Source organism: Kosakonia pseudosacchari (genome assembly GCF_900184035.1).
Lineage (GTDB): Bacteria > Pseudomonadota > Gammaproteobacteria > Enterobacterales > Enterobacteriaceae > Kosakonia > Kosakonia pseudosacchari.
In genome coordinates this window covers 169,074-194,483 of the sequence record NZ_FXWP01000009.1, presented here as the reverse complement: position 1 = coordinate 194,483, position 25,410 = coordinate 169,074, and the positions used below count along the sequence as shown (strand labels likewise).

Sequence of the window (25,410 nt, the reverse complement as noted above, 5' to 3'; positions counted from 1 at the left end):
ATGGCTATTCAGAAGAATTGTTTTGGGGGCAGCAAAAAAACAGGGTGGCATAGTGCCACCCTTGGTTTATTTGCGTTTTGGCAACGTTTTTAATAAGTCATCGGCGCTTATCGACGCCACTACGCTGCCCGGCAGGGGCATTTTCAGAATATGGTTCTTAATTTTGCCAATCACATGCATTTCACACGGACGGCAGTCAAATTTCAGTGTCAGCACTTCGTCGCCATGCACCAGCTGCATCGGCGTCGCGCGCCAGCTTTTGATATTGCCTTTCGCCTGTTTCGGGCACAGGTTGAAGGCGAAGCGCAAGCAGTGTTTGGTGATCATCACCGGCACATCGCCCTTCTCTTCGTGGGCTTCGAAGGCGGCGTCAATCAGTTGCACACCATAGCGGTGATAAAATTCACGCGCTTTATGGTTATAGACGTTAGCCAGGAATGACAAATGTGTTTCCGGGTAAATCGGCGCGGGGGTCGCCACCGGTTTGCGGCTGCCGCGCTGGTAATTCGCCAGTCGCGCCTCTTCCAGCATCTCTACCGCTTCGCGGCGCAGCTGGTTGAGCAGGCTGTTAGGCACAAACAGCGCCCCCGGCAGATTAACGGTGATCGCCTGCGCGTAATAACGGGTTTGTCCCAGTTTCGCCAGCCCGTCTTTCAGGCTTTCCAGCGCTTTTTGCGCATTATTGGCTTCGTCAAACTGCCCCTCCAGCGTGTGCGTCACGCTGACGCCATCTTCGCTGGTCAGCGTCAGCACCAGTTGCTCCTGCCAGCCGCCAAGCTCGATATCCACACCAATGCGACGCTCACTGGACGTTTTCAGTAACGCCTGCTGCCAGTTATGATCAAGGTTACGGTTCAGCGCATGGTGCGGGCGCAGCGTTCGCAGCGCGTCCGGCATTTCGTTCGGGAATACGCGGTAACGATTCTCGCCCGTTTTCTCGGCGACGTTGACGCGAAAACCCACCACTTCACGCTTTACCAGCACGTTCAGGCCATCACCGTTGGCCAGCGGTTCTGTCACTTCTACGTCGAGGTGATCTTTCGCTACTTTCAACACTTCGCCGACCGGCAGGCCGATAAATTTCGGTGAATCAAATGCGCCAATATCAATTTTGCGCGCATTGACAAAATAATCGGTGCTGCCGCGATGGAAGGTTTTCTCTGTCGAGGGAATAAAGAAGTGTTCAGTACGCCCGGCAGACGCGCGCGCTAAATCACCGCGATCTTCGATAATGGCGTCCAGCATCTGGCGATAGTGCGCGGTGATGTTCTTCACGTAGCTCATATCTTTGTAGCGCCCTTCAATTTTGAAGGAGCGCACACCGGCATCGATCAGCGCCGCGAGGTTGGCGGTCTGATCGTTATCTTTCATCGACAGCAGGTGTTTTTCATATGCCACGACGCGGCCCTGATCGTCTTTCAGCGTATAGGGCAAGCGGCACGCCTGGGAGCAGTCGCCACGGTTAGCACTTCGTCCGGTCTGCGCATGGGAGATATTGCACTGCCCGGAATAGGCCACACACAATGCGCCGTGGATAAAGAACTCAATGGTGGCGTCGGTCGCGCTATGAATGGCGCGGATCTGCTCCAGGTTCAGCTCACGCGCCAGCACAATCTGGCTAAAACCGACATCGGAGAGGAATTTCGCTTTTTCCACGCTGCGAATGTCGCATTGTGTACTGGCGTGCAGCTCAATCGGCGGGATATCCAGCTCAAGTACGCCCATATCCTGCACAATCAGCGCATCGACACCGGCCTGGTAGAGATCGTGGATCAAACTCTGCGCCGGTTCCAGCTCGTCATCATGAAGGATCGTGTTCAGGGTGATAAAGACTTTCGCGCCGTAGCGATGCGCGAAAGGCACCAGTTCGGCGATATCGCGCAGGCTGTTACCGGCGTTATGCCGCGCGCCGAAACCAGGGCCGCCAATGTAGACCGCGTCAGCGCCATGAAGGATCGCTTCACGGGCAATGGCGGCGTCGCGAGCCGGGCTTAACAGTTCAAGATGATGGGGGTGCAGGCGCATACAATTGTCGTTATCCATTATGTGCAAAATGGCGGCTATTGTAGTCACAACCGGGGCGTTTCACCACCTGCCGCAGGGGGAATTTGCGCCTGTCGGCAATGCAATGTCGAAATTGCTATTTCCGCTGCGTTTCGTGCGGCGATAGAGTGGTGGCTCGGACATTCCTCGTCACGTTTTATCCACCGTACTGCCGGTTGCAGGTGGGGCTGACTTTCCTGCAGCCCGGAGTATCGCGGGTCAACGTTGTCATGTTATTAATCGTCGTCGTTTTTGGCCGCAGGCGTGCTTGCGGCTTTTTCTTTTGGATAATGAATCAGCGAGTGGAAATGCACGGTGTGTGCGGAACTGTTGCGATACGCATGCGCTTCATCGCCCGCAAAGCGCACGCCCATCCCGCTGGTGAGCGTTTTCCACTGCCCGTTCAGGCACATATCCAGCGCGCCATTAATGACAATCACATGCTCAATCACCCCGCTTTCGTGCGGCGTCGATTCACTTATCGCCCCCGGCGCCAGCGTGATGGAGAAGAGATCAAAGTGCAGTTTTTCATCCCACGGAAAAATGGGCGTGACCACCATCGCCTGCTGCTGAGGATCATAGGCGAGCGGTGTCTCACTCTCCGGCGGCGCAATAAAGGTTGAAAACGGCACATTCAGGCCGGTGGCGATTTTCCACAGTGTGGCCACCGTCGGGCTTGATTCATTACGCTCAATTTGCCCGAGCATCGCTTTCGAGACGCCCGTCTCTTCTGCCAGCCTGGAAAGGCTCCAGCCACGGCCCTGACGGAGAAGTTTTAAGGTGCTTGCCAGGTAGTCTGCGATGTTCATTACGCCTCCGGGAAGAAAAATCCGGGGCAGTATAGCGCAGCGTTTCTGTTTTAGAGAGCGAAACTATAACCGTGCTAAATACCTTAATGCACAGCCATGTTGTGCGTTATAGCGCCCAGTGATATTTTATGCGGATGCTATAACGCACAAGGATTATTTCATGTCACATACCACCTTTTCTCGGGCTTCTGCCCTCCCTTTTTCCAGCCTGCTGGCTGGCTTTGTCGCGGTGCTGGTCGGTTATGCCAGTTCCGCCGCCATTATCTGGCAAGCGGCCTCGGCGGCGGGCGCAAGTGCGGCGCAAATTGCCGGCTGGATGACCGCGCTGGGTCTGGGCATGGGCATCAGCACGCTGGCGCTGAGCGTCTGGTATCGCATGCCGGTGCTTACGGCATGGTCAACACCGGGCGCGGCGCTGCTGGCCACCAGCTTACAAGGCGTTTCACTGAATGAAGTGGTTGGTGTATTTATCTTTGCCAATGCATTAATTGTCCTGTGCGGCATCACCGGGCTGTTCGCCAGGCTGATGAAAGTCATTCCCCATACGCTGGCAGCGGCCATGCTGGCGGGTATTTTGCTGCGCTTCGGTTTGCAGGCTTTCAGTAATATTCAGTCGCATTTCGCCCTGTGTGGCAGCATGCTGCTGGCCTGGCTTATCTGCAAAGCGCTGGCACCGCGCTATGCCATTGTCGCCACGCTACTGGTCGGAGGGCTGGTTGCGTGGCTAAGTGGTGACGTTGTCACGCAAAACATCACTATCGCGGTCGTTTTACCGACTTATACCGCCCCGGAATTTCACTTGTCGTCACTGGTGAGCATCGGCATTCCCTTCTTTCTGGCGACGATGGCCTCGCAGAATGCGCCCGGTTTTGCCACCATGCAGGCGGCGGGATACCCCGTTCCGGTTTCACCGCTGATCATTTTTACCGGTGCGCTGGCGCTGTTGTTCTCACCGTTTGGCGTCTTTTCAATTTGTATTGCCGCCATCACGGCGGCGATTTGCCAGAGCCCGGATGCTCACCCACAACCAGAAAAACGCTGGCTGGCCGCGGTAGCAGCCGGGGTGTTTTACCTGTTAGCCGGTCTGTTTGGCGGCTCGATAACGTCGCTGCTCACCGCTTTGCCATTAAGCTGGATCCAGACGCTGGCGGGGCTGGCGCTGCTGGGCACGATGAGTGGCAGCCTGCATCAGGCGCTGAGCACCGAGCGCGATCGCGATGCCGCGATTGTCACCTTTCTGGTTACCGCCAGCGGCGTCACGCTGTTGGGGATTGGTTCTGCCTTCTGGGGCTTAGCCATCGGCGGGATCTGCTACGGCGCACTGCGTTTAGCGCGAGGTGCGTAGCTGCGAGGGAGTGATGCCTTTCGCCGCTTTGAAGCGGTTGCTGAAGTGGCTGGCAGAGTTAAAACCGCAGGCCAGCGCAATGGTGGTCAGCGGCTGATCGCTGTGAAGTAACAGATCTTTCGCCCGCGCCATGCGCCGTTGCATCACGAACTGGTGCGGCGCAACGCCCATTGACTGGCGGAACATGCGGGCAAAGTGGTATTCGCTCAGCGCGGCCTGGGCGGCCAGATCCGCCAGCAGCAGCGGTTCTGCCAGATGCGCATCGATATACTCCAGCACCGTGCGAAGCACCACTGGCGCCAAACCGCCCGTTACCGTCGGCAGTTGCCACTGCACGTTGCTGTAGTGCTGGACTAAGTGCGTCAGTAACAGCGTCGAGGCGGTACTCAGCGTTAACTGGTTGGCATTTTGCTGCCAGTCGCAACCGAGCAAAAACTGGCGATAAAGCGCCGTAATCCGCGCATCCTGGGAAAATGTTTTCTCATCCAGCGTGAACGATGCCGGGCTGCGATCCCACACCTGCTCACCCACTTCGCGCAGATGTTCATCGGTGCAGTAAAGGTGCACAAAGGACAACGTATCGCGAATATCCCACACCGATTCGCTCTCTTTTGGCATCAGGCAAAAGCGATCCGGCCCGCCACCGTTTTTCCAGCCGTAAGCGGTTTTGTGGTAGCTCTCGTAGCCGTCGGCAACGTACAAACTCAGGGTATGGTGATTGCAATACTGAGTGATGTTGTCGCGTTTGTTTGACCAGGCCGCCAGTTGAATGCCAGAGTGCAGCGCCACCGAGTTGTGTAACACGGCGTTGTGTTTACTGAGGTTTTCAAAGGCTTCGTAGTGCTCAGACATTCACGGAAATTATCATAAATTCACCAGAACCCCAGTCTATGAATAGCTGACGCCGGATACCAGCGTTGTGTAAAGAAAAGCGCAAGAATATGCAAGTCCGGCGCAAAGCGGTGCAATCGTGCATGGTGGTGTTTTGCCACACTCAACATTCGTTTTACGTACTGGAACTCAACATGAACGCATTGCTGTACGGTTTGGTGGTGGTTATCTGGGGGACTACCTGGATTGCAATTTTTCTACAACAAGGTCCGGTCGCCGCGCCGGTGTCAATCTTCTGGCGCTTCGCCCTGGCCACGGTGGCAATGATGCTGGTACTGCTGGCGCAGCGCAAGTTGCGCGCCCTGCCGCTGCGCGATCATCTGTTTTGCCTGCTCCAGGGCTGCTGTGTGTTTGGTTTTAACTTCTGGTGCTTCTATACCGCGGCGGCGTGGATCAGCACCGGGCTGGAGTCGGTGATCTTCTCGATGGCGGTCTTATTTAACGCGGTAAACAGTTATCTTTTTTTCGGGCAAAAGCCACCGGCGCGCTTTTTTGTCGCGGCGATCCTCGGCCTGACGGGGATTGTGACGCTCTTCTGGCAGGATCTGGTCAACAGCGGCTGGAGCATAACGTTACTGCTGGGAATTGGCCTGTCGGCGCTGGGCACGCTGGGTTTCTCGTTTGGCAATATGATAAGCCTGCGCCATCAGCGCAAGGGGCTGGAAACCATCACTACCAATAGCTGGGCGATGCTTTACGGAACGTTAATTATGGGCGCGATTGGCCTGCTGCGCGGTGACGATTTCACCCCGCAATGGACTGCCAGTTATCTTGGCGCGCTGGTTTATCTGGCGTTGTTCGGCTCGGTGATCGGCTTTGGCGCGTATTTTACGCTGGTCGGTCGCATTGGCCCCAGTAAAGCGGCTTACAGCACCCTGCTGTTTCCGCTGGTCGCGCTGACAGTTTCGACGTTCTTCGAGGGCTATATCTGGCATTTCAATGGCGTTGCCGGGTTACTGCTGATCCTTACCGGTAATCTGGTGATGTTTGCCCGCCCGGAAACATGGCTGGGCGGGCGCGGAACACGTCGAAAAGCTAACGCTTGCTGATATCAAACATCGTCGCGTCGGTCGCCATATCGTCAATGACTTGTTTCAGCGAGTCGACGGTGACCGGCGCATTTTCGTTATTTACATCTTTCCCTTGCCCCTGGCGCACCACTTTCAACACCGGCGCATTGGTCTGTGCGTCAATTAACTCGCCTTCAAAATAGAGGTGTGTGTTCATCGTGCGATGGCCGGTTGCCATCTGCGTGCCCGCCACGACCATGGCGACCGGCACCACTTCATAGAACTGCAACCCCTGTTTGCTGGCGTCCACACCGGTTATCGCCCCGCGGAAAATCAGGCTGTGCTGGCCTGGCGATGTCACCAGTGGTTTACGCGCGGCGGCAGCGGCTTTCAGCTTGCTGTTGGTGTAGTCGAGGACGCCATCCAGCACCTGTTGATTCACCTGGCTGGTCGGTTTCGCCACCGGATAATAGACCACCGGGTGGTAGACGATACTGTCGTATTTCGCCGGGTCAAAACCCGGCGCCACCCAGCGAAGCACCGGTTTACCGGTGGCGGATGTGGTTTCCTGCAGCCCGGAATAATCTTTTAGAAACCCGGAATATTTTTCCGGTTGTGTCACTTTTGACGCGCAGCCTGATAACGCCAGCAGGCCGGAAAAGACGGCAACGCTAACCAATGCATGAGTACGCATGAGGATGTCCCTGTGAGTGCGGAATTGCTCTTAAGGTATAGCAAACGCAGCGGCATTTTGTGGGGGGAAAACAGCTTTGCAGGCAGCGGTTTTGACAACACGTATTCCGTCATCATTAACGCGCAGTGAAAGGTGCGAGCAAACCGCTAACGGAGAGGGTTTGCTCGCCTGTTCAGGGTTATTTCTTCAGATCAACTTGCCAGAAAATATGTTTGCCAAACGGGTCGATTTCGTAGCCCTGCACCTCTTTGCGTACCGGTTCGAAAATCGTTGAGTGGGCAATCATCACCGCCGGCATTTGATCGTGCATCATTTGCTGCGCCTCTTTATACAGTGCGACGCGTTTGTCATGATCGGTCGTGGCTTTCGCTTCGGCGATAATTTTGTCAAAAGGCGCGTAACACCACTTCGCCGAGTTAGATCCGCCATTGGCAGAGGTACAGGTAAACAGCGGGCCAAAGAAGTTATCCGGATCGCCGGTCGCGGTGGTCCAGCCCATCAGCGCCGCCTGATGCTCGCCGCCTTTCACCCGTTTCAGGTATTCGCCCCACTCATAGGTGACGATTTTGGTCTGCACGCCCACTTTCGCCCAGTCGGCCTGGATCATCTCGGCCATCCGTTTGGCGTTCGGGTTATAGGGGCGTTGCACCGGCATTGCCCACAAATCGATGGTTGTTCCCGGCGCAAATCCGGCCTCTTTCAGCAGCGCTTTGGCTTTTTCCGGATCGTAGTCGTAATCCTTCAGTTCGCTGTCCGCGCTCCAGACACCCGGCGGCAGCAGGTTTTTCGCGGCGGTACCCGTGCCCTGGAACACGGCCTGGATGATTGCCGGTTTGTTGATCGCCATTGCCAGCGCCTGGCGCACTTTGACATTATCCAGCGGCGCTTTTTGCGTGTTGAACGACAGGAACCCGGTGTTCAACCCGGCTTTGCTCATCAGCGTGATGTCTTTGTTCTCTTTCAGGCGTGGCAAATCGGCCGGATTGGGGAACGGCATGACCTGGCACTCGTTTTTCTCGAGTTTTGCCACCCGCACGGACGCATCCGGCGTGATGCTGAAGACCAGACGATCAATTTTGGCTTTGCCCTGCCAGTAGCCGTCGAACGCGGTAAACAGAATGCGCGAATCTTTCTGGTACTGCGCCAGCCGGAACGGACCGGTGCCAATCGGATCCATATCGACGCGTTCCGGTGTCCCTGCTTTTAACATCGCATCGGCGTACTCCGCAGAGAGAATCGACGCAAAATACCAGCCAAGATCGGCAACAAACGGGGCTTCCGGGTGCGCCAGCGTAAAGCGCACGGTATGGTCGTCGAGTTTATCAATCGCGGTGATCAGCGAACCGAACTCCAGGCTTTCAAAGTTCGAGTAAGTACCGTTAGAGACATTGTGATAGGGGTTGTTTGCGTCTTTTTGCCGCATAAATGAGAAGATCACATCATCGGCGTTGAAATCGCGCGTTGGCGTGAAGTATTTGTTGCTCTGGAACTTCACCCCTTTGCGCAGATGGAAGGTGTAAACCTTGCCGTCTTCGCTGACATCCCAGCGTTCCGCGAGGCTGGGTTGCAGTTGCGTGGTGCCCACTTTGAAATCCACCAGCCGGTTATAGACCGGCACCGCGCTGGCATCAACGCTGGTGCCCGAGGTATAGAGTTGCGGGTTGAAGTTTTCCGGCGAGCCTTCCGAGCAATAGACCAGCGTTTTCGCCGCCACAGAAGAACTCACTATCATCGCGGCCAACGCCAGAGCAAGTGTTGTCGGTTTGCTAATCATAGTTTTTCCTGTTGTTTTATTGTAAAGGCTTGTTGTTTGCCCTCTCATAAATAACATTAAAGTGAATTTGCAAACACCTGATAATTCGAATAAAGAAGGAATCACTATGACGTCGTCGCTCACCAGTCAATTAACGCATCGCTTCTTTCGCTATCTCAGCATCACCAGCCAAAGCGATGCCACTGCCACTACTTTACCCACCACCGTCGGGCAGTTTGACATGGCGCGTGAACTGGCTAATGAGTTGAAAACACTCGGTCTTGAAGAGATTGTCATCGACGATCACGCGACCGTCACTGCGGTCAAAAAAGGCACGGTTCCCGGCGCGCCGCGCCTTGGTTTTATCACCCATATCGACACCGTGGATGTCGGTTTATCGCCGCATATTCATCCGCAGATCCTGCGCTTTGAGGGACAAGATCTCTGTCTGAACAGCGCGCAGGATATCTGGCTGCGCGTGGATGAGCATCCGGAAATTCTCGCGTATCCCAATGAAGAGATTATTTTCAGCGATGGCACCAGCGTCCTCGGCGCGGATAACAAAGCGGCCGTTACCGTGGTGATGACGCTGCTGGAAAACCTGACACCAGAACAGCGTCACGGTGATATCGTGGTGGCCTTCGTGCCGGATGAAGAAGTGGGTCTGCGCGGCGCGAAAGCGCTGGATTTACAGCGTTTTGATGTTGATTTCGCCTGGACAATCGACTGCTGCGAACTGGGCGAAATTGTTTATGAGAACTTTAACGCCGCCAGCGCGCAAATCCAGTTTACCGGCGTGACGGCGCACCCGATGTCGGCGAAAGGCGTGCTGGTTAACCCGCTGTTGATGGCGATGGATTACATCAGCCACTTCGATCGTCAGCAAACGCCGGAGCACACCGAAGGACGCGAAGGTTATATCTGGTTTAACGGTCTCAATGCCGTGCAGAGCTACGCGACGCTGAACGCCAGCATTCGTGATTTCGACAGCGAGAGTTTTGCTAAACGCAAACAACAAATTGCCGATGTCGCGGCGAAAATCGCCGCGCAATATCCGACGGCGAAAGTGGACTACAGCATCAGCGATACTTACAGCAATATCAGCAACGCGATTGGCGACGATCGTCGGGCGATTGATTTACTGTTTGAAGCGATGGAATCACTGGGTATCACGCCAAAACCGACGCCAATGCGCGGCGGCACCGACGGTGCGGCGCTTTCTGCTAAGGGTTTGCTGACGCCGAATTTCTTCACCGGCGCGCATAACTTCCACTCGCGTTTTGAGTTCTTGCCGCTACGCGCTTTCGAAGCCTCTTATAACGTGGCACTGCAACTTTGCCTGCTGGCAGCGCGCTAAAACAGACCGGTGAAAGTATCGGAACGGACTTCACCCGCAATACTGGCCCGCTTTAACCTGCCGGATGCGGATATCGCGAATGGGCTGGCTGGCCTTGCCATCCGGCATTTGCTACGCCAGCGCTAACACGTCATCACTGTAATCATCAATCAGTTTGCCGGTGGTGTTTACCGGGTGAATAGCGGAACAGGCGTGGTGCAGTGAATGTTCAAAGAAAAAACGGCGGGCTGGTAGTAAAAGAACCGGAGGACTCCTTCCGGCTCTTTTACTGTCGCAGCGGGAAAACTTACGCGGATTTGCGTGCCAGCATGGTGGCAAAGCGCAACTTGATGCGGTTACCGTTAGCATCGGTACGGTGAAGCTCACCCACCTCTTCGTTGTATTTCAGCAGTTCCCAGCCCGCGTAATAATTGCGTAACTCACCCTCTTTAAAGGCAAACGGGAAGCCGACCGTACACGGGAAATCTGCCGTGTCCATTGCCGCGACAATCAGGTTATAGCCGCCCGGTTTGGTGCAGCGCTGCATATTGGCAATCAGCCCCGGGATGGTTTTCGCTTCCAGAAACATCAGCACCACGGTCGAAAGAATAAAATCATACTCGCCGTCAAAACTGAGATGGTTGAGATCAACCGCCTCGATATGTAAGTTTTCCAGCCCTTCCGCGTCACGGATATTTTGTAAATTGCTCAGGCTGTTCGGATTTTTATCCCACGCGGTGACATCAAAACCCCGGTTGGCGAGAAACAGGCTGTTGCGGCCATTACCGCAGCCGAGATCCAGCGCTTTACCCGGCTGGACATAATTCATGGCGTTAAGCACTTCCGAATGGGTCGGGGTCATGCTGTATTTTTCAGTAAAGTAGTTATCAGTACGGGTGCTCATGCTGTTCCTCAATACGTCGCGAATTGATAAGTTGCATTTTTCGCGCATTTTATTGGTTTCGCTGGCGGATAGCCAGCGGCGTAAAATTTGCTACGTTTAACTCAGGCAGATGGGGGAAATGTAGCATGAACAAGTATCGGCTCAGCGATGAGCAAAGGACCATGCATTACCAGATTGGCGGTGAGAAACGATCCGTCGCGCTGCGCCAGATTATCGCCCTGCGCGATTTTAACGATGTTGTAGCGGGCAGCGCCGGTGGCTGGGTTGATAATGAGAACGTACTGGATCAGCAGGGAAATTGCTGGATTTATGATGAAAACAGCATGGTTTTTCTTGGCAGCCTGGTACGTGACAATGCGCGGATCACCCAGCCGTGCGTCATTTGCCACGATGTCGTTATCAAGGACAACGCCTGGGTTGACGGCTGTGAAATAAGCCACGGCGCGCAATTAAGTGACAACGTCACCGTTCAGGCGTCAACGGTGCGCGGTTTATGCCATCTACGCGGCGATGCCCGTATTCTGAATGGCTGCGATATCGTTGCCGCTCAGGGTTTAACGCTGGATAACGAACAGATTTTGCAGATTTACGACAGCGCCACCGTCAGCCATTCGCGCGTGGTGCATCAGGCGCAAATTTATGGCGACGCCATCGTCAATTACGCCTTTATTGAACACCGCGCCGAAGTCTTTGATTTCGCCCTGCTCGAAGGCAACGAGCTTAATGATGTCTGGGTGTGCGACTGCGCCAAAGTATATGGTCATGCGCGTGTGGTCGCCGGGACGCTTGACGATGAGATCCCCACCCTGCGCTACAGTTCGCAGGTGGCCGAAAACGCGGTCGTTGAAGGCAACTGTATTTTAAAACATCACGTGCTGGTGGGCGGTCACGCCTGGTTACACGGCGGACCATTGCAACTGGATGAAAAAGTAGTGATTCAGGGCAATGCGCGCATTCACGGCAATGTGCTGATCGAGCATCAGATTGAAATAGGCGGCGATGTGGTCGTCGACGCGCAGGAAGGCGAAAGTATTCTGTTACGCGGGCCAAAAGTCATTAACGACAGGCAGCACATTACCCGTACGCCGCTGGTTGGCGCTTTATAAGTCGCTTGTCTGTTACTGGCGATGAAAATATGATCACCCGGCATTTTCCACCATGCCGTAGGCGTTACCGTCATCCAACGCGCCCAGGTTCCTGAGGGTCTCAGCAGAGAAAACAGGGTTCCTAATGCAGGCGCGGCACTCACCTCTGATCCACACTCCCCGCCATCTTTTCGGCTGCGGGCTTGTGTCGTCGCCTTTCCATTCCCGATCACTGGAGATGTTTTTTTATGAACATTAGCGGCAATACTATTCTTATCACCGGCGCAACCAGCGGCATTGGCCGCGCGATGGCTGAAGCGCTTTATGCGCGGGGTAATCAGGTTATCATTACCGGGCGCCGTCAGGCGCTGCTGGATGAGGTCATTCGTAACAACCCAGGTATGGCGGGATTTCAGTTGGATGTCGATGATGGCGGCATGCCAGAAGCGCTCGCCAGACGTGTCAAATCGCAGTTTCCCCGACTGAATGTACTGATCGCTAACGCCGGTATTTCTGGCGCAGAGGATTTTACCGAAGGTAACGGGAACGCAGATATGGCGCAGGCGATCGTCACCACCAATATCCTTGGCGTCATCCGGACGGTGACCGCATTTCTGCCGCTGATTCGCCACCAACCCGACGCCACGCTGCTGGCAACCAGTTCGGCGCTGGCGTTTGTGCCAAGGGCAGACTTCCCGACTTATTGCGCCAGCAAGGCGTTCTTGCATACGTGGCTGGTTTGTCTGCGCCATCAGCTTCGCCATACGCCTGTTGAGGTACTTGAACTTTCGCCGCCTTATGTGCAAACCACCCTCACAGGCGCAGAGCAGGCAACCGATCCGCGCGCGATGCCATTACCGGCTTATATCAGTGAAGTGATCGCCATGATTGAGCGCGGCGATCATCCTGCGGGCGAACTGGTGCTGGAGCGTGATAAACCCCGGCGCTGGGCTGAAAAAGAGGGCACCTTCGCGACACTTTTTGCGGCGATAAACCCCTGATAACACCGGGCCTGCAGCAGACATTCTGTTGCAGGCTTTTTTGACGAAAATATTTTTTCTCCTGCGTGGAATAAACGCGCCGTTGCTTCGTCTTATCCGCTCATGATTAGCAGGTGAGCGACTATGACAAACACTCCTTTTACGACCGGCCAGATCCTTGCACGTCTTGCAGCGATCGCATGTGTTCCTCTGGTGTTGATTGTGCTGTTTCTGTGGGGCGGAGGCTGGTTAACCCCCCAGCGCCTCAGCGCAGATAAACTGGTTAATGTCTTACAACAGGCGGGCGGCGAGCATCCGGGTTATCGGCGAAATCACGCCAAAGGGCTCTGCGTCACCGGCAGTTTTATCTCTAACGGCAATGCCAGTACGTTGTCACGCGCCCAGGTATTTGCCGCAGGTGAAACGCCGGTCATCGGGCGTTTTGCCATCGCCGGTGGAAACCCTGCCGCGCCGGATTATGCTGTTCCCGTGCGCAGTCTGGCGCTGGCGTTTCAGCTGGCGAACGGTGAACAGTGGCGCACCGGCATGAACGCAATGCCCTTCTTCCCGGTCTCCACCGTCGAGCAATTCTATGAATTACAGGTTGCCTCGCTGCCCGATACGGCAACCGGCAAACCAAACGCGGAGAAATTCAAAGCTTTCGTGCAAAAGAACCCCGAGGTCGCACCGTTTCTGGCATGGGCAAAACAGAATGTCCCTTCGTCGAGCTGGGCCAGCGATCGGTTTAACAGCCTGAACGCATTCCGGTTTATAGATAAAGCAGATATGGCGCATCTGGTGCGCTGGAGCATGGTGCCGCACACCGGTTATCAGCCCATCAGCGCCGAAGAAAAGAGTAATAAAAACTTCCTGCAAACGGATATCAAACAGCGACTGGCGCAGGGGCCGCTGAAGTGGGATTTGCTGATAACCGTCGCGCAGCCGGGTGACGATGGCAGCAATGCTTCGAAAGTCTGGCCTGCCGACAGGCAAACCATCAACGCCGGAACGCTGGTACTGACTCGCGCAACCGAACAGGAAAACGGGCCGTGCAACGACATCAATTATGACCCGATGATCCTGCCGGATGGCATTGCCGCCTCCGACGATCCTTTACTCAATGCGCGTTCTGCGGCCTATGCTAAATCCTACAACGCGCGCACCCGTGAACAATCCACCCAGGCCGGAGCTCATTTATGAAACAGGTTGCTTATTTCCACCCGGCGCTGCGTGTGCTGCACTGGTTAATGGCGGCGGCGATCATCGCAATGCTGTTTATTGGCGTCGTGATGGTTTCTACCGTCTCATCCCTGCACAGCCTGCTGGTGTCAATCCATAAACCGCTGGGTTTAATGATTTTGGTGCTGGTGCTGGTTCGCTTGTGGTTACGGTTTTATACTGCCACGCCCGCGTTACCGGCGACCCTCGCCGTCTGGCAACGTGCTATGGCGCATCTTTCACACTGGGCGCTCTATGCGATGATGATTGCGCAACCGCTGATTGGCTGGGGGATGCTCTCGGCGGCGGGCTACCCGGTTACGGTCGGCGGTTGGCTGTTGCCACCTATCCTGCCGGTGAATAATGATACTTACGCGCTGCTGCGGCCACTGCATTCTCTGGTGGCGCTGGCGCTGTTCGCAACGGTGATGCTGCATTTAGCCGCCGCACTGTTTCATGCCCTCGTGCTGCGCGATGGCGTTTTTGAAAGCATGTCGGGAACCCGCAAGCGATGAAGGCAAGCTATGCAACTGACTGATGATGAGATTCGTCAGGTGATGCCACATTTGCAACGCTTTGCGCTGTGGCTGACCCGTAACCCGCACAGCGCGGAAGATTTGGTGCAAAGTTGCCTGATGAAAGCGCTGACGCGTAGCCCAAATAGTGATGGCGAACGGAGCCTGCGCGCCTGGCTGTTTGCCATTCTTTACCGTCAGTTTATTGACGGCGAGCGGCGCAAGCGGCGGTACATGAAAATCCTCGCCTTTTTCACCGGCGAGGAGGCCATTAGCGCGTCGACCGAATCACTGGCAATGGCGGATGATACGCTGGCGGTGTTCGCCACGCTGCCGACCGATTATCGTGCCATTCTGTTGCTGGTGAGCATTGAAGGGCTGAGTTATAAAGAAGTCGCCCAAACGCTCGATATCCCGACCGGCACCGTGATGTCGCGCCTGTCACGCGCGCGTAAATTGCTACATGAGAAATTAGACGGTACGGCAGCACCGCTGCCGCTGAGGAGACTGAAATGACGTTGCCACCGGATGAACACGATCTGCATGCCTGGATGGATGGCGAAACCGATGAGGCGACCTCAGCGCGTGTCGAGCGCTATCTGGCAGAAAACCCGGATGCCGCCGCGCAGGTTGCCGGCTGGCGACGCGACGCACAGCAACTCCGCCAGGCCATGAGCCAGCAACACATCGCGCTGGAAAAACCGGAGCCGCATTATTTACGCCGCCAGGCCCGTCAGCAGCGGCAATGGAAACTGGCCACCGCCTTCGCGCTGGTAGTGGCGTTAAGTGTTGGCGGTTACACCGGCTGGCAACTAAAAGAGTCGCAAATGTTAATGACGCATCAGCCGATGGAGGACGCGGTTCAGGCTTATAAACTTTTTGACAACGCCGCCGTCACGCCAATGGATGTGGTGGCAAGCCAGCAAACCGAACTCACCCGCTGGGTCGCCCGGTATTTCATTAATGGAAACCAGCCGCCAAATCTTGAACAGTATGGTTTCACCTTATCCGGCGCGCGGCTTATCGCCACCGCGCAAGGCCCGGCGGCGCTGATTATGTATCAGGACAGGAACGGTACGCGGGTCGGCTGGTATATCCGCCCGTTAAGCCCGGTAAAACTTCCCCACGGGGAGCGCGAGTCAGATGATGTGATGGCGCAGTACTGGAGTGATGATCACTACAACTACGCGCTGGTAACGCCGATGAACTCACCGGCGGTAAACGGCCTGCGAAAAGCGGTATCGCAGGCCACCAGTTAGGCCCTGTCGACGATCTTCGCCCAGATATTTTGATCGTCGAAGCAACCGTTGAGAAACTCGGCCTGTTTAAGGCAGCCTTCAAGCGTAAAGCCGTTGCGCAAGGCCACCTGATTGCTGGCCTGATTCGCCACCCGGCATTTGATGACAAAGCGGCGGATATCGCCGCGGCGGGCGTAAAAATCGATCATCGCCTGCATCGCCTGAGACACCATTCCCTGCCGCTGGCAGGCTTCGTCCAGCCAGTAACCGATATAGGCCGTTTTGTTTAACGGCTCAATGGCGTTAAACGCCAGCACGCCCACCAGTACCTCGTCGCGCACCATCATGAACATTTTGGCGTAACCGCGCTGGTGCAACAGCATGTTGCTCTGCGCGGTTTTGCGGGTGTCATCAATGGACGTGACTGAGTGCGGCCAGTTGAGAAACTGCTGTAGCCAGTCGCGGTTTTTGACAATTAACTGGTGAAGATCGTGCACAAACCGCTCGTCGACGGCATGCAGCGTGAGATGGTCATTCACCGGAATAACGGTATCGTCCATTACGACTCCATAAAGCATTCGCCCCCTGACGGGGGCGAAGTGAGATTAGCGCATGATGCGGTCATCAACGTAGTTACGTTTGTCCGGCGCAGGCGGGAAGTATTGATAGAGCCAGGTTTCGCTGATGGCGTCGCCCTGGCAGCGCAGGAACAGGCGCATGTCTACCGGATCAGTGGAATCATTGGTCGGATACCAGTCGAACAGAATGCGATACCCGTCAAATGGTTCGACATAGAGGATCTCAACCTGTTTCGCTTCACCGTTTGACAGCGTGATGACCGGCTCAATGCCTTTCGGCGCGGCCGCTTTCAGATCGCCGCCAACAAAATCAATAGCGAAACGACGCGCCCATTTGTCCGGATAGTGTTCGCCCGGCGCCCAGCCTTCCGGGAAACCGCCCATGCCGGTGCGGGTCGCGTAAACGCGCGCCAGCGGCGAGCGTACCGGCGGCATCGCGCTCCAGTAAAGACGATACTGGAAGGCAAAATCATCCCCCGCTTTCACCGGTTTTTCCGGCTGCCAGAAGCAGACAATGTTATCCAGCGTTTCGCCGGTGGTGGGGATCTCCATCAGGCTGACCGCCCCTTTTCCCCACTTGTTACGCGGCTCCACCCACAGGCTTGGGCGCTTGTTGTACCAGCCCATCACATCCTGGTAGTGGGAGAAATCACGATCGAGTTGCAGCAGGCCAAACCCTTTCGGGTTTTCATCCTGATAAGCGTTGAACTGCAATTTTTGCGGGTTGTTCAGCGGGCGGCAGATCCACTCGCCGTTGCCGCGCCACATCGCCAGCCGATCGGAGTCGTGAATTTGCGGATGAATGGTATCGCAGACGCGGCGTTCATTATTACCGCAGCTGAACATACTGGTCATCGGCGCGATACCCAGTTGCTTGATGTCTTTGCGCGCATACAGGCGGTTATCGACATCCATGATCACCTGGCTCTCTTCGCAATGGATCACGAACTTGTACGCGCCGGTAATGCTCGGGCTGTCGAGCAGCGCATAAACGGTAAAGGTGGTATCGGACGCTTTTGCCGTCTCAAACCAGAAGGCGGTGAAATCCGGAAACTCTTCCGGCGTATCGGTAAAGGTATCAATCGCCACGCCGCGTGCGGAAAGGCCGTACTGGAAGGTGCTGTCTACCGCGCGGAAATAGCTGGCGCCGAGGAACGAGACGATATCGCGGCGCGCCAGTTCAGGCGCTTTAAAGGCGCGGAACCCGGCGAAACCCAGATCGCTTTGCCCTTCCAGTTGTTTCGTATCGACGCCCGCGTCGTGGTAGTTAAACAGCTCCGGGCGGAAGTGAATTTCACGCGCCTGGTGCGTGTTCTGGTCGAGGGAGAACATGCGAACGCGGCGGCGAAACCCCATGCCGACGTGGAAAAACTGCACGTCCAGCTGGCGGCCATCAACGTTGTTCCACAGCGAGTGCTGCGCATCATACTGAATGCTGTTGTAAGCCTGCGGCGTCAGGTTCGCCAGCGTGTTGGGGAGCGCTTTCGGTGCGCCGCCCCACTGCTGTTGCGCCAGATCGTGCGCCATGGACTGCAGCACGGAGAAATCAAAACGGCGGCTCTGGCCATCGGCAATGTCCGTTTCCGCCGCAAACGCCGCGCGGGAAAAGAGCGATGCAACACCGGTGGTGCCGTAAGTTGCGGCAAGGGCCATGGATGCTTGGATAAATCGTCTGCGGTTCATGCCTGGTAACACGTCCTTCTGGTCGTCAAATGGCATTTCGCGATGACGCGAAATAGCGGCGAAAGCGTTCATTAATGAACGCATCACTCTAGACAAAATTCATTGAGAATCCAATTGTTGGCTGCCGAATATATGAACGAAACATGAAATATTTTCTGTCGATAAGAGCAGCCCGAAAGCGGCGTAAAGATCTGTATAACAGCGGAGGTTTGCGGCGGAAATAAAAAAGCGCCTGCCGGACATCAGACGGCAGGCGCCAGAGTGGTCATGCTTTATTGTGCGCTGACACTAACATCAATGCCGGGGAAGTACTTTTCCGCCAGCGTTTTGATGGTGCCGTCAGCGCGGATTTTATCGATGGCGGCATCAAGTTGCTTTTTGGTGGCCTCGTCACCTTTGCGCAGCCCGAAACCGATACCACTGCCGAGGATCGTATCGTCCGATACCGGTTTGCCAATAAAGCCAAACCCTTTCCCCTGCGGCTTGCTGAGGAAACCTGCCTGCCCCGCCGCTGACATCACCAGTGAGGCGTCAATGCGACCGTTCAGCAAATCTCCCCACGCCATATTCTGATCTTTATACGACACCACCGTGACACCGTGCTTTTCCCAGTGCTCTTTGGCGTAGGTTTCCTGAATCGATCCCTGTAACACGCCAATGGTTTTGCCTTTCAGCCCCTCAGCGGTCGCTTCCATGCCGTCGCCACTTTTGCCGACCAGTTGCGAAGGAATGCGATAAATCGGCTGGGTGAAATCAATGCTTTTGCGCCGCTGTTCGGTAATGTTCATCGCCGAGTTAATGGCGTCGAATTTTTTGGCTGTAAGCCCCGGGATCAACGCATCAAACGAGGTCTCCACCCAACTGCATTTCAGCTGCGCCGCTTTGCAGACAGCGTTACCCAGTTCGATGTCAAAACCTTCCAGTTCGCCTGACGCGTTGCGGCTTTCAAACGGCGGATATTCCGCTTCCACACCGTAACGCAGGGCGTTTTCGGCAAACGAGGAGAATGAGCAGAGCAAACCCATGCCCAGACAGAGTGCTTTATATTTCATCATTAACGCTCCTTAGCGTGGCTTAACACGACACAGGGCCTGCGCGCCTGCTCTTAATGTGGCCTCGTCTTTCGCAAAAGAGAGGCGGATCAACTTGTTATCTGTACCATCGGTATAAAACGCCGACAACGGAATAGTGGCAACACCGCAATCAATAATCAGCCTTTTAACCATCTCGCTGTCACTTTCATCGCTAAAGTGGCTGTAATCCGCCAGCAGAAAAAACGATCCGGCGCTGGGTAGCAGGCGAAACGGTGACTCAGCGAGCAATGTTTGCAAAAGGTCGCGTTTACGCTGGTAAAACGCCGCCAGCGACAGCCAACCCTGCGGGTCACCCATGTAATCAGCAAAGGCATGCTGCATGGGGGTATCGGCAGAAAACATCAAAAACTGGTGGACTTTGCAGATCTCGTCCATCAGTTCAGCAGGCGCAACGCAGTATCCCACACGCCAGCCGGTCACATGGTAGGTCTTGCCAAACGACGAGATAATCACGCTGCGCTCGGCCAGTTGCGGATGGGTTGCCATGCCGTGATGCGGCTCGCCGTCAAACACCACATGTTCGTAGACTTCATCGGAGAGGATCACAATATCGGTGTGACGAGTGATCGCTGCCAGTTGCTCAAGATCAGCGCTTGAAAAAACCTGCCCGCTGGGGTTGTGCGGCGTATTAATGATGATCATGCGCGTGCGCGGTGTGATTGCCGCGCGCACTTCGTCCCAGTTCACCGCGAAATCCGGCACGGTCAGTTTGATGGCAACGGGCGTTGCGCCCTGTAAACGGACGATTGGCGCATAGCTGTCAAACGAGGGTTCAAAGTAAATCACTTCATCGCCCGGATGCACCAGCCCGCTGATGGCGGAGTACAACCCTTCGCTGGCGCTGGCGGTAATGAGGATTTCACTGTCAACGTCGTAATCCGTGCGGTACAGCTCGCTGATTTTCTGAGCAATCCGCTCCTTTAACGGGCGCAGACCGGTCATGGACGCGTACTGGTTATGATTGGCTTGCATGGCACGCGTCACCCCGGCAATCAGATGCGGATCGCAGGGAAAGTTGGGCGCGCCCTGAGAAAGGTTAATCGCATTATGTTCGGCGGAAAGCTGGCCGATAACGGTAAAAATGGTGGTGCCAACATCGGGTAATTTGGAGCGAGTTTTCACCGGGGTACGCAGAGTCATGCCTGATCCTTTCACATAAAAAGTGCATAAGCATTCAAACTAAACCCTGTTGAGCCGACAACCGAATTGTTGTCATAATAGCCATGAATAAATTGCATAGCTGGAGTTGTCATGTCACCCCGATCGTTGCCGCTCAATGCCATCGACGCTTTTCTGGTCACCGCCCGCCACCTGAATCTGACGCATGCGGCAAAAGAGTTGTGCCTGACGCAGGGCGCGGTCAGCCGCAAAATCGCCGCGCTGGAAAACTGGTTCGGCTTTCCGCTGTTTGAGCGCCATGCGCGCGGCTTGCACCTTTCCCCGCAAGGCAGCGCCCTGCTACCGGAGCTGCGCGGCGCGTTCGAGCAACTGCTGATGGTCGCAGACCAGGCGCGTTCGCAACAAACGGTGGTGCGTCTGAAAGCGCCAACCTGTGCGATACGCTGGCTGGTGCCGCGACTGGTGAATCTGGAACAACGTTACCCTGAATTACAGGTGGCATTGACCACCACCACCGATCACACCATTAACTTCAAAACAGAACCTTATGACGCGGCGATTGTGTTTGGTACTCAATTAAGCGCCGGGGATCTGTTGTTTGAGGAAGCGTTAACGCCGGTCATAAGCCACGCCCTGGCGCAGCGCACTGCGCTGGAAGCCGCCACATTATTGCACCCAACGCGGGATAAAACCGACTGGTCGCTGTGGCTGGCAAGACAAAGCGCGTTTCAGCCCGCCATGAGCAAAAATCAACACTTCGACACCATGGATCTCGCCATTACCGCGGCCATTCAGGGGCTGGGGATGGCCATCGCCGATGAGACGCTGGTTGCGGAAGATATCCAGGCCGGACGCTTACTGCGCCCGTTTTCGCAGCGTGTCAGAACCGGTGCCAGTTACCGCCTGGTGCTGCGGGAAACGGAGAATAAAGCCGCCGGGCTGGCGGCGTTCAGAGAGGGGTTACTGGGGGCTAATCAAGCTTCACATGGTGGCGCATAACCCGGCGAAAGAAGCTCAGTCGCGCACGCATAAAGCGGTTAACCATGCGAAATCCTGCATGTTTATTCAATCCCATCCGTAAAAGGCGATCGCGACCACGTACGCAGGCCCGCCAGGTTACCACGCCGGGCAGTGCTTCAGTTCGGCGTTCAGCGTGGGCGGCAAACCGCACCCAGTAATCGGCAATATGCGCGGCAAAGGCGAGATCGCGCGGGTTAACATAGTGGCAGGACGGCTCCGAAAGCATAAGATTGTCGAATACATACGGCACTTCATTACCGTGCCACGCGCCGTTGATATAGGTGTCGTGCGCCGCTTCGGCAACATAATCAAACCAGTAACGCCAGCAGGGTTGCCCGACACGCTGCTGGGCCTGCATCACCACCAGACCGAGCGTGGTAAAGGCCATATCGCGGCAGACCTGGCGACCCAGTTCGGCATCCCCTTTCACTCCCGGATAAAGCAGCCGGATCAGCCCCAGTCCGAGCCGCTGTTCGCGGCGTATCTTTTCGATTTGCCCGGCGAGATCGACGCCAAACTCGGCCATCACGCTGGCTTCATCACTGTTCGACCCGATAATGACCGGCATCGGATGTTGCCGACCGGCGAAAAAGGTATCGAGCATCGGTTCCGGTAACACGCAATCACCTGCGATGGGCGCAGGCGCAATTTTCAACGGCGCTTCCAGCGGCCAGAACGCCTCTGCCGGCAGCGCGCGCAACTGTTCGGCACTGGCATTTTCCAGCCCAAAATGCGCGGCAATCGCTTCACCTTTTGCCAGCGCGGCCTCGCGCGGTGTATCCGGTAAGGTATAACTGCTCTGAATAATGGCCTTGTGAAACAGCCCTTCTGCCAGCGGCGAAGCCATCAGCGCCATCACGCTGCGCGCCCCGGCCGATTCGCCAAACAGCGTAACGTTGTCAGCGTCACCGCCAAACGCGGCGATATTTTCCTGCACCCAACGCAAGGCGGCTATCTGATCAAGCAAGCCGAAGTTGTAGACGCGCTCATCGCTCTCCTGCTCCAGCGCCGGATGGGCGAAAAAGCCCAGATGACCAAGGCGATAATTGGCCGTCACCAGCACCACACCGCGCGCAGCAAGCGCTTTTCCGTCATACGGTGGCAACCCGCCGGAGCCGATAGTGAACCCGCCGCCGTGCAGCCAGACCATCACCGGCAGCGGTGTTGTCCGCGAAGCCGGTGACCAGATATTCAAATAGAGACAATCTTCGGAGAAACGCCCCGGATCTCCGCCGCCGATCTGCAGGCAGTAATCACTGTTTTGCCAACTGGCGGCGGAAAACGTGTCGGCTATGCGCACGCCCTGCCAGGGCTGCGGTGGCTGGGGCGCGCGCCAGCGCAGTGCGCCGGTGGGCGGCGCGGCAAACGGAATACCGCGCCAGACATGAAAGGCGTCCTCACTGCATCCCAGCACACTCCCCTGGCGGATGTGTGCCAGCGGCGTTAATGGATTTTCCATAACAACATCCAGAAATAACTGATTTCTGGCAGATTACCTGTTTTACAGCAGACCGCAACGCCGTTTGCTGCGCGCTTCGGCTTCCGCATAGAGTGTGAACTCATCGAACACCGGGCAACCCAGCGCAGCCTCAAACTGCGCCTGGCTGGCGTTGCCGTGGCTGCGGGCCTGGGTTTCGTTGCCAAGGTTCGACTGGAAAATCCCCGCCGCGCTGACCGGCAGAAAATCCTCATAGGTGATAGGTTGCGCCACCACCCAGCCGCGTTCGATCAGCGGCTGCGGATCGTCGCCCGGGCGAATCGCCTGGCGGTGTGCTTCGCCTGTTGGCGTCAGGCGATAGCGGAACCACGCCAGCCCTTGCTTGCGCAGCAGCATTTCGCTGTCCGGGAAGGCTTTAAACACCTCCTGTAAATGCAACTGGTGCGTCAGATTATCTTTGCCGGTTCCGGCGCTGGTCAGCAGTTGATCATAGAGCGCGCGCCCCTTCTGCGTTAACGCGACGCCGCGCTGTTCGATTTCGCCAAAACGCGCGGTATGCGTGCCCTGGTGCTCGCCGTTAAATAGCACGGGTTCATCGAGTGCTTTAAAACTGGTCTGGCGCAGCAAAATCGGCACATCGCGACGCGGCGGCCCTTCAATCAGGATTTTCGGTTCAATGCCGTACTCCGGCATCAGCGCCTGAGCGCGGTCAATATCCAGCGTGCGTGGCGTTAAGTGATTGATATGGCAGCCAGGGAAACAGACCACATCGGCAATCAGGCGGTGCTCATCATGCAACGCCTGATAGGTTTGCGCATCCACCGTGGCATGGCGATGCCAGCGGAAGGTTTCCAGCGCTTCCTCAACAAAGGCGCTGGCCTGCTGCGGGGTGAAACCGCCATTCAGTTCATGCAGCTCAATCAGCTGGCGGCAAGCTGGAGTGAAAATGTCGCGCTTCGCCAGGATGGCGGCGGCTTTGTTGCGCAGGGTTTCGTTTTCGATAAGTTCCAGACGCAACAGCGAGGTAAAAATACGAAACGGGTTACGCGCCAGCGCCGCGTCTTCGATCGGGCGAAAGGCGGTGGAGTGCACCGGAACGCCCGCCTGCGAGAGATCGTAATAGCTAACCGGGAACATCCCCATAATGGCAAACATGCGCCGCAAAGTAGAAAGCTCCTCAGCCGTCCCTACCCTGATGGCGCCATGGCGCTCGACATTAAGCCGCGCTAATTCATCGGCGTTGGCCAGTTGTTCATGCAGACGCGGGTTGTTTTCCAGTACCGCCAGATTCACATCCGCGACCAGCTCCAGCAGCGTGCCGTATTGCGGAACTTCCTGCTGGTACATGGCCGACATCGCCTGTGAAAAGTGTTCCCGAATCTCATCAGCCGTGATGCTGTACGCCATAGTGTAATCCCTCCAGTGTGTTCTCTCTGGAGTGTAGAGAAGCCTCTTTGCGTGCGTGATGGGAAATTTACAAAGTGTGATCGTGGCAGAAAACGCGCGTGCACAGCGCGGTAACGAACATAACGAAAGATTATGGAACAGCAACGCAGAAAACCCCTGGTGACATGCAGGTTACGTCACATTGCGGGCAGAATCCGTTTGTAACTCAAAGAGATTAAATGTTAATAATATTTTGCTATCTGGTTATCAAAATTAAACAACTTAACTTGCCAGCGGTTCTGCACGGTTTTTAACATCATCTTATGGAAAAAAACGGTCTGTTTTCACAGCGCATTCGTCTGCGCCATTTGCATACATTCGTTGCCGTCGCTCAACAAGGAACTTTGGGGCGCGCGGCTGAAACCCTTAACTTAAGTCAGCCTGCGCTGTCAAAAACCCTCAACGAACTCGAACAACTTACCGGTAAGCGCCTGTTTGAACGTGGCCGAATGGGCGCGCAACTGACGCTGGTTGGCGAACAATTTCTGACTCATGCGGTTCGCGTTCTGGATGCGGTCAACATTGCCGGGCAGTCGCTGAGCCACAAAACCGAACTCAAAAACGACCTGATCCGCATCGGCGCGCTGCCCACCGCTGCGCTCGGCATCTTACCGGCGGTCATTGGTCAGTTGCACAAACAGCAGCCAGACATCACCATTCAGGTTGCTACCGCCAATAACCCGATGATCCTCGCCGGGCTGAAATCCGGTGAACTGGATCTGGGCATTGGTCGCATGTCCGACCCGGATTTGATGAGCGGCCTGAGTTATGAACTGCTGTTTCTCGAGTCGCTAAAACTGGTGGTACGCCCGCGACATCCGTTACTGCAAACCACCGTCACGCTAAGCAAAGTGCTGGAATGGCCGGTGGTGGTCTTGCCGGAGGGCACCGTGCCACGGCAAAATACCGAGGATCTGCTCGCCAGCCAGAACTGCACGCTGCCGTCTGGTTGCCTGGAGACGCTTTCCGCCTCGCTGTCGCGCCAGCTCACTGTTGAATATGACTACGTGTGGTTTGTGCCTTCCGGCGCGGTAAAAGATGATTTGCGGCTGGGCTCTCTGGTCGCGCTGCCCATTGCGCCGCCCGGTATCGGCGATCCGATTGGCATTATCACCCGCGTGGATAGTCACCTGCCCCCTGCCGCTCACTCCCTGATTGCGGCGATCCGCAAAACGATGCCGGGCTGATCCCGGCGCGCTTATCTTCTCTTC

At 55.9% G+C, this 25,410-nt stretch carries 23 protein-coding genes; 11 read left to right on the top strand and 12 right to left on the bottom strand.

The genetic code is table 11. From position 1 onward, the window contains the following. Window positions 1-66 precede the first annotated feature (66 nt). Complete coding sequence (locus BN2591_RS02940) at window positions 67-2,025, bottom strand: peptidase U32 family protein (RefSeq protein WP_086868861.1); 1,959 nt, start codon at window positions 2,023-2,025, stop codon at window positions 67-69. A gap of 254 nt (window positions 2,026-2,279) precedes the next feature. Then, window positions 2,280-2,852 carry a helix-turn-helix domain-containing protein gene (locus BN2591_RS02935; protein WP_086868858.1) on the bottom strand — a complete coding sequence of 191 codons (573 nt, stop codon included), beginning with the start codon at window positions 2,850-2,852 and terminating at the stop codon, window positions 2,280-2,282. 160 nt (window positions 2,853-3,012) lie between these two features. On the opposite strand from BN2591_RS02935, the gene BN2591_RS02930 reads away from it, so the two are divergent. After that, window positions 3,013-4,197, top strand: a complete 1,185-nt coding sequence (locus tag BN2591_RS02930; RefSeq protein WP_086868856.1) for a benzoate/H(+) symporter BenE family transporter — start codon at window positions 3,013-3,015, stop codon at window positions 4,195-4,197. On the opposite strand, the gene BN2591_RS02925 is transcribed toward BN2591_RS02930, so the two are convergent. Further along, window positions 4,180-5,049, bottom strand: a complete 870-nt coding sequence (locus BN2591_RS02925) for a helix-turn-helix transcriptional regulator (RefSeq protein WP_086868852.1) — start codon at window positions 5,047-5,049, stop codon at window positions 4,180-4,182. The two genes, BN2591_RS02930 and BN2591_RS02925, sit on opposite strands and share 18 nt — an antisense overlap. 173 nt (window positions 5,050-5,222) lie before the next feature. On the opposite strand from BN2591_RS02925, the gene BN2591_RS02920 reads away from it, so the two are divergent. Beyond that, window positions 5,223-6,137, top strand: coding sequence for a DMT family transporter (locus tag BN2591_RS02920; protein ID WP_086868850.1), 915 nt, complete (start codon window positions 5,223-5,225; stop codon window positions 6,135-6,137). On the opposite strand, the gene BN2591_RS02915 is transcribed toward BN2591_RS02920, so the two are convergent. After that, window positions 6,124-6,792 carry a DUF3313 domain-containing protein gene (locus BN2591_RS02915; RefSeq protein ID WP_086868849.1) on the bottom strand — a complete coding sequence of 223 codons (669 nt, stop codon included), beginning with the start codon at window positions 6,790-6,792 and terminating at the stop codon, window positions 6,124-6,126. The genes BN2591_RS02920 and BN2591_RS02915 overlap by 14 nt on opposite strands. A 178-nt stretch (window positions 6,793-6,970) precedes the next feature. Next, window positions 6,971-8,566 (bottom strand): ABC transporter substrate-binding protein, encoded by a 1,596-nt coding sequence (locus BN2591_RS02910; RefSeq protein WP_086868847.1) that lies wholly within the window; start codon window positions 8,564-8,566, stop codon window positions 6,971-6,973. A gap of 106 nt (window positions 8,567-8,672) precedes the next feature. On the opposite strand from BN2591_RS02910, the gene pepT reads away from it, so the two are divergent. After that, a complete protein-coding gene (pepT, locus tag BN2591_RS02905; RefSeq protein ID WP_086868845.1) occupies window positions 8,673-9,902 on the top strand; it encodes a peptidase T in 1,230 nt (409 codons plus the stop codon). A gap of 286 nt (window positions 9,903-10,188) precedes the next feature. Here the strand turns inward: pepT and tehB are convergent, their stop codons facing one another. Further along, complete coding sequence (gene tehB, locus BN2591_RS02900; RefSeq protein ID WP_086868843.1) at window positions 10,189-10,785, bottom strand: tellurite resistance methyltransferase TehB; 597 nt, start codon at window positions 10,783-10,785, stop codon at window positions 10,189-10,191. Window positions 10,786-10,910: 125 nt separating this feature from the next. Here tehB and ydcK point away from each other — a divergent pair, with 125 nt between their 5' ends. From ydcK to BN2591_RS02870, 6 genes are all read left to right on the top strand, one after another. Beyond that, window positions 10,911-11,891, top strand: a complete 981-nt coding sequence (gene ydcK, locus BN2591_RS02895) for a YdcK family protein (protein WP_167372798.1) — start codon at window positions 10,911-10,913, stop codon at window positions 11,889-11,891. A 227-nt stretch (window positions 11,892-12,118) separates the two neighbouring features. Next, window positions 12,119-12,871, top strand: coding sequence for an SDR family oxidoreductase (locus BN2591_RS02890; RefSeq protein ID WP_086868839.1), 753 nt, complete (start codon window positions 12,119-12,121; stop codon window positions 12,869-12,871). A gap of 123 nt (window positions 12,872-12,994) precedes the next feature. After that, entirely contained in the window at window positions 12,995-14,050 is a 1,056-nt protein-coding gene (locus tag BN2591_RS02885) for a catalase family peroxidase (protein ID WP_086868836.1), read from the top strand. After that, window positions 14,047-14,583, top strand: coding sequence for a cytochrome b (locus tag BN2591_RS02880; protein ID WP_086868834.1), 537 nt, complete (start codon window positions 14,047-14,049; stop codon window positions 14,581-14,583). The genes BN2591_RS02885 and BN2591_RS02880 overlap by 4 nt, the downstream gene beginning before the upstream one ends. Window positions 14,584-14,592: 9 nt before the next feature. Then, window positions 14,593-15,099: an RNA polymerase sigma factor gene (locus BN2591_RS02875; protein ID WP_017456832.1), complete on the top strand. Its 507-nt coding sequence runs from the start codon at window positions 14,593-14,595 to the stop codon at window positions 15,097-15,099. Beyond that, window positions 15,096-15,842 (top strand): anti-sigma factor family protein, encoded by a 747-nt coding sequence (locus BN2591_RS02870; RefSeq protein ID WP_086868832.1) that lies wholly within the window; start codon window positions 15,096-15,098, stop codon window positions 15,840-15,842. The genes BN2591_RS02875 and BN2591_RS02870 overlap by 4 nt, the downstream gene beginning before the upstream one ends. Here the strand turns inward: BN2591_RS02870 and rimL are convergent. From rimL to BN2591_RS02850, 4 genes are all read right to left on the bottom strand, one after another. Further along, on the bottom strand, window positions 15,839-16,381 hold the full coding sequence (gene rimL, locus BN2591_RS02865; RefSeq protein ID WP_086868830.1) for a 50S ribosomal protein L7/L12-serine acetyltransferase: 543 nt from the start codon (window positions 16,379-16,381) through the stop codon (window positions 15,839-15,841). The genes BN2591_RS02870 and rimL overlap by 4 nt on opposite strands. Before the next feature lie 45 nt (window positions 16,382-16,426). Then, complete coding sequence (locus BN2591_RS02860) at window positions 16,427-18,082, bottom strand: glucan biosynthesis protein D (protein WP_086869924.1); 1,656 nt, start codon at window positions 18,080-18,082, stop codon at window positions 16,427-16,429. Between the two features lie 272 nt (window positions 18,083-18,354). Beyond that, complete coding sequence (locus BN2591_RS02855) at window positions 18,355-19,134, bottom strand: ABC transporter substrate-binding protein (protein WP_025263612.1); 780 nt, start codon at window positions 19,132-19,134, stop codon at window positions 18,355-18,357. Between the two features lie 12 nt (window positions 19,135-19,146). Continuing rightward, entirely contained in the window at window positions 19,147-20,316 is a 1,170-nt protein-coding gene (locus tag BN2591_RS02850; protein WP_086868828.1) for a pyridoxal phosphate-dependent aminotransferase, read from the bottom strand. Window positions 20,317-20,427: 111 nt separating this feature from the next. Between BN2591_RS02850 and BN2591_RS02845 the strand changes: the two genes are divergently transcribed. Then, window positions 20,428-21,294 (top strand): LysR family transcriptional regulator, encoded by an 867-nt coding sequence (locus tag BN2591_RS02845; protein ID WP_086868826.1) that lies wholly within the window; start codon window positions 20,428-20,430, stop codon window positions 21,292-21,294. Here BN2591_RS02845 and BN2591_RS02840 read toward each other — a convergent pair. Both BN2591_RS02840 and hglS read right to left on the bottom strand, forming a co-directional pair. Continuing rightward, on the bottom strand, window positions 21,266-22,774 hold the full coding sequence (locus BN2591_RS02840) for a carboxylesterase/lipase family protein (RefSeq protein ID WP_086868824.1): 1,509 nt from the start codon (window positions 22,772-22,774) through the stop codon (window positions 21,266-21,268). The genes BN2591_RS02845 and BN2591_RS02840 overlap by 29 nt on opposite strands. A 42-nt stretch (window positions 22,775-22,816) precedes the next feature. Then, window positions 22,817-24,160 carry a 2-oxoadipate dioxygenase/decarboxylase HglS gene (gene hglS, locus BN2591_RS02835; RefSeq protein WP_086868822.1) on the bottom strand — a complete coding sequence of 448 codons (1,344 nt, stop codon included), beginning with the start codon at window positions 24,158-24,160 and terminating at the stop codon, window positions 22,817-22,819. A 302-nt stretch (window positions 24,161-24,462) separates the two neighbouring features. On the opposite strand from hglS, the gene BN2591_RS02830 reads away from it, so the two are divergent. Next, window positions 24,463-25,386 carry a LysR substrate-binding domain-containing protein gene (locus BN2591_RS02830; protein WP_086868820.1) on the top strand — a complete coding sequence of 308 codons (924 nt, stop codon included), beginning with the start codon at window positions 24,463-24,465 and terminating at the stop codon, window positions 25,384-25,386. The last annotated feature ends 24 nt before the right edge of the window (window positions 25,387-25,410 follow it).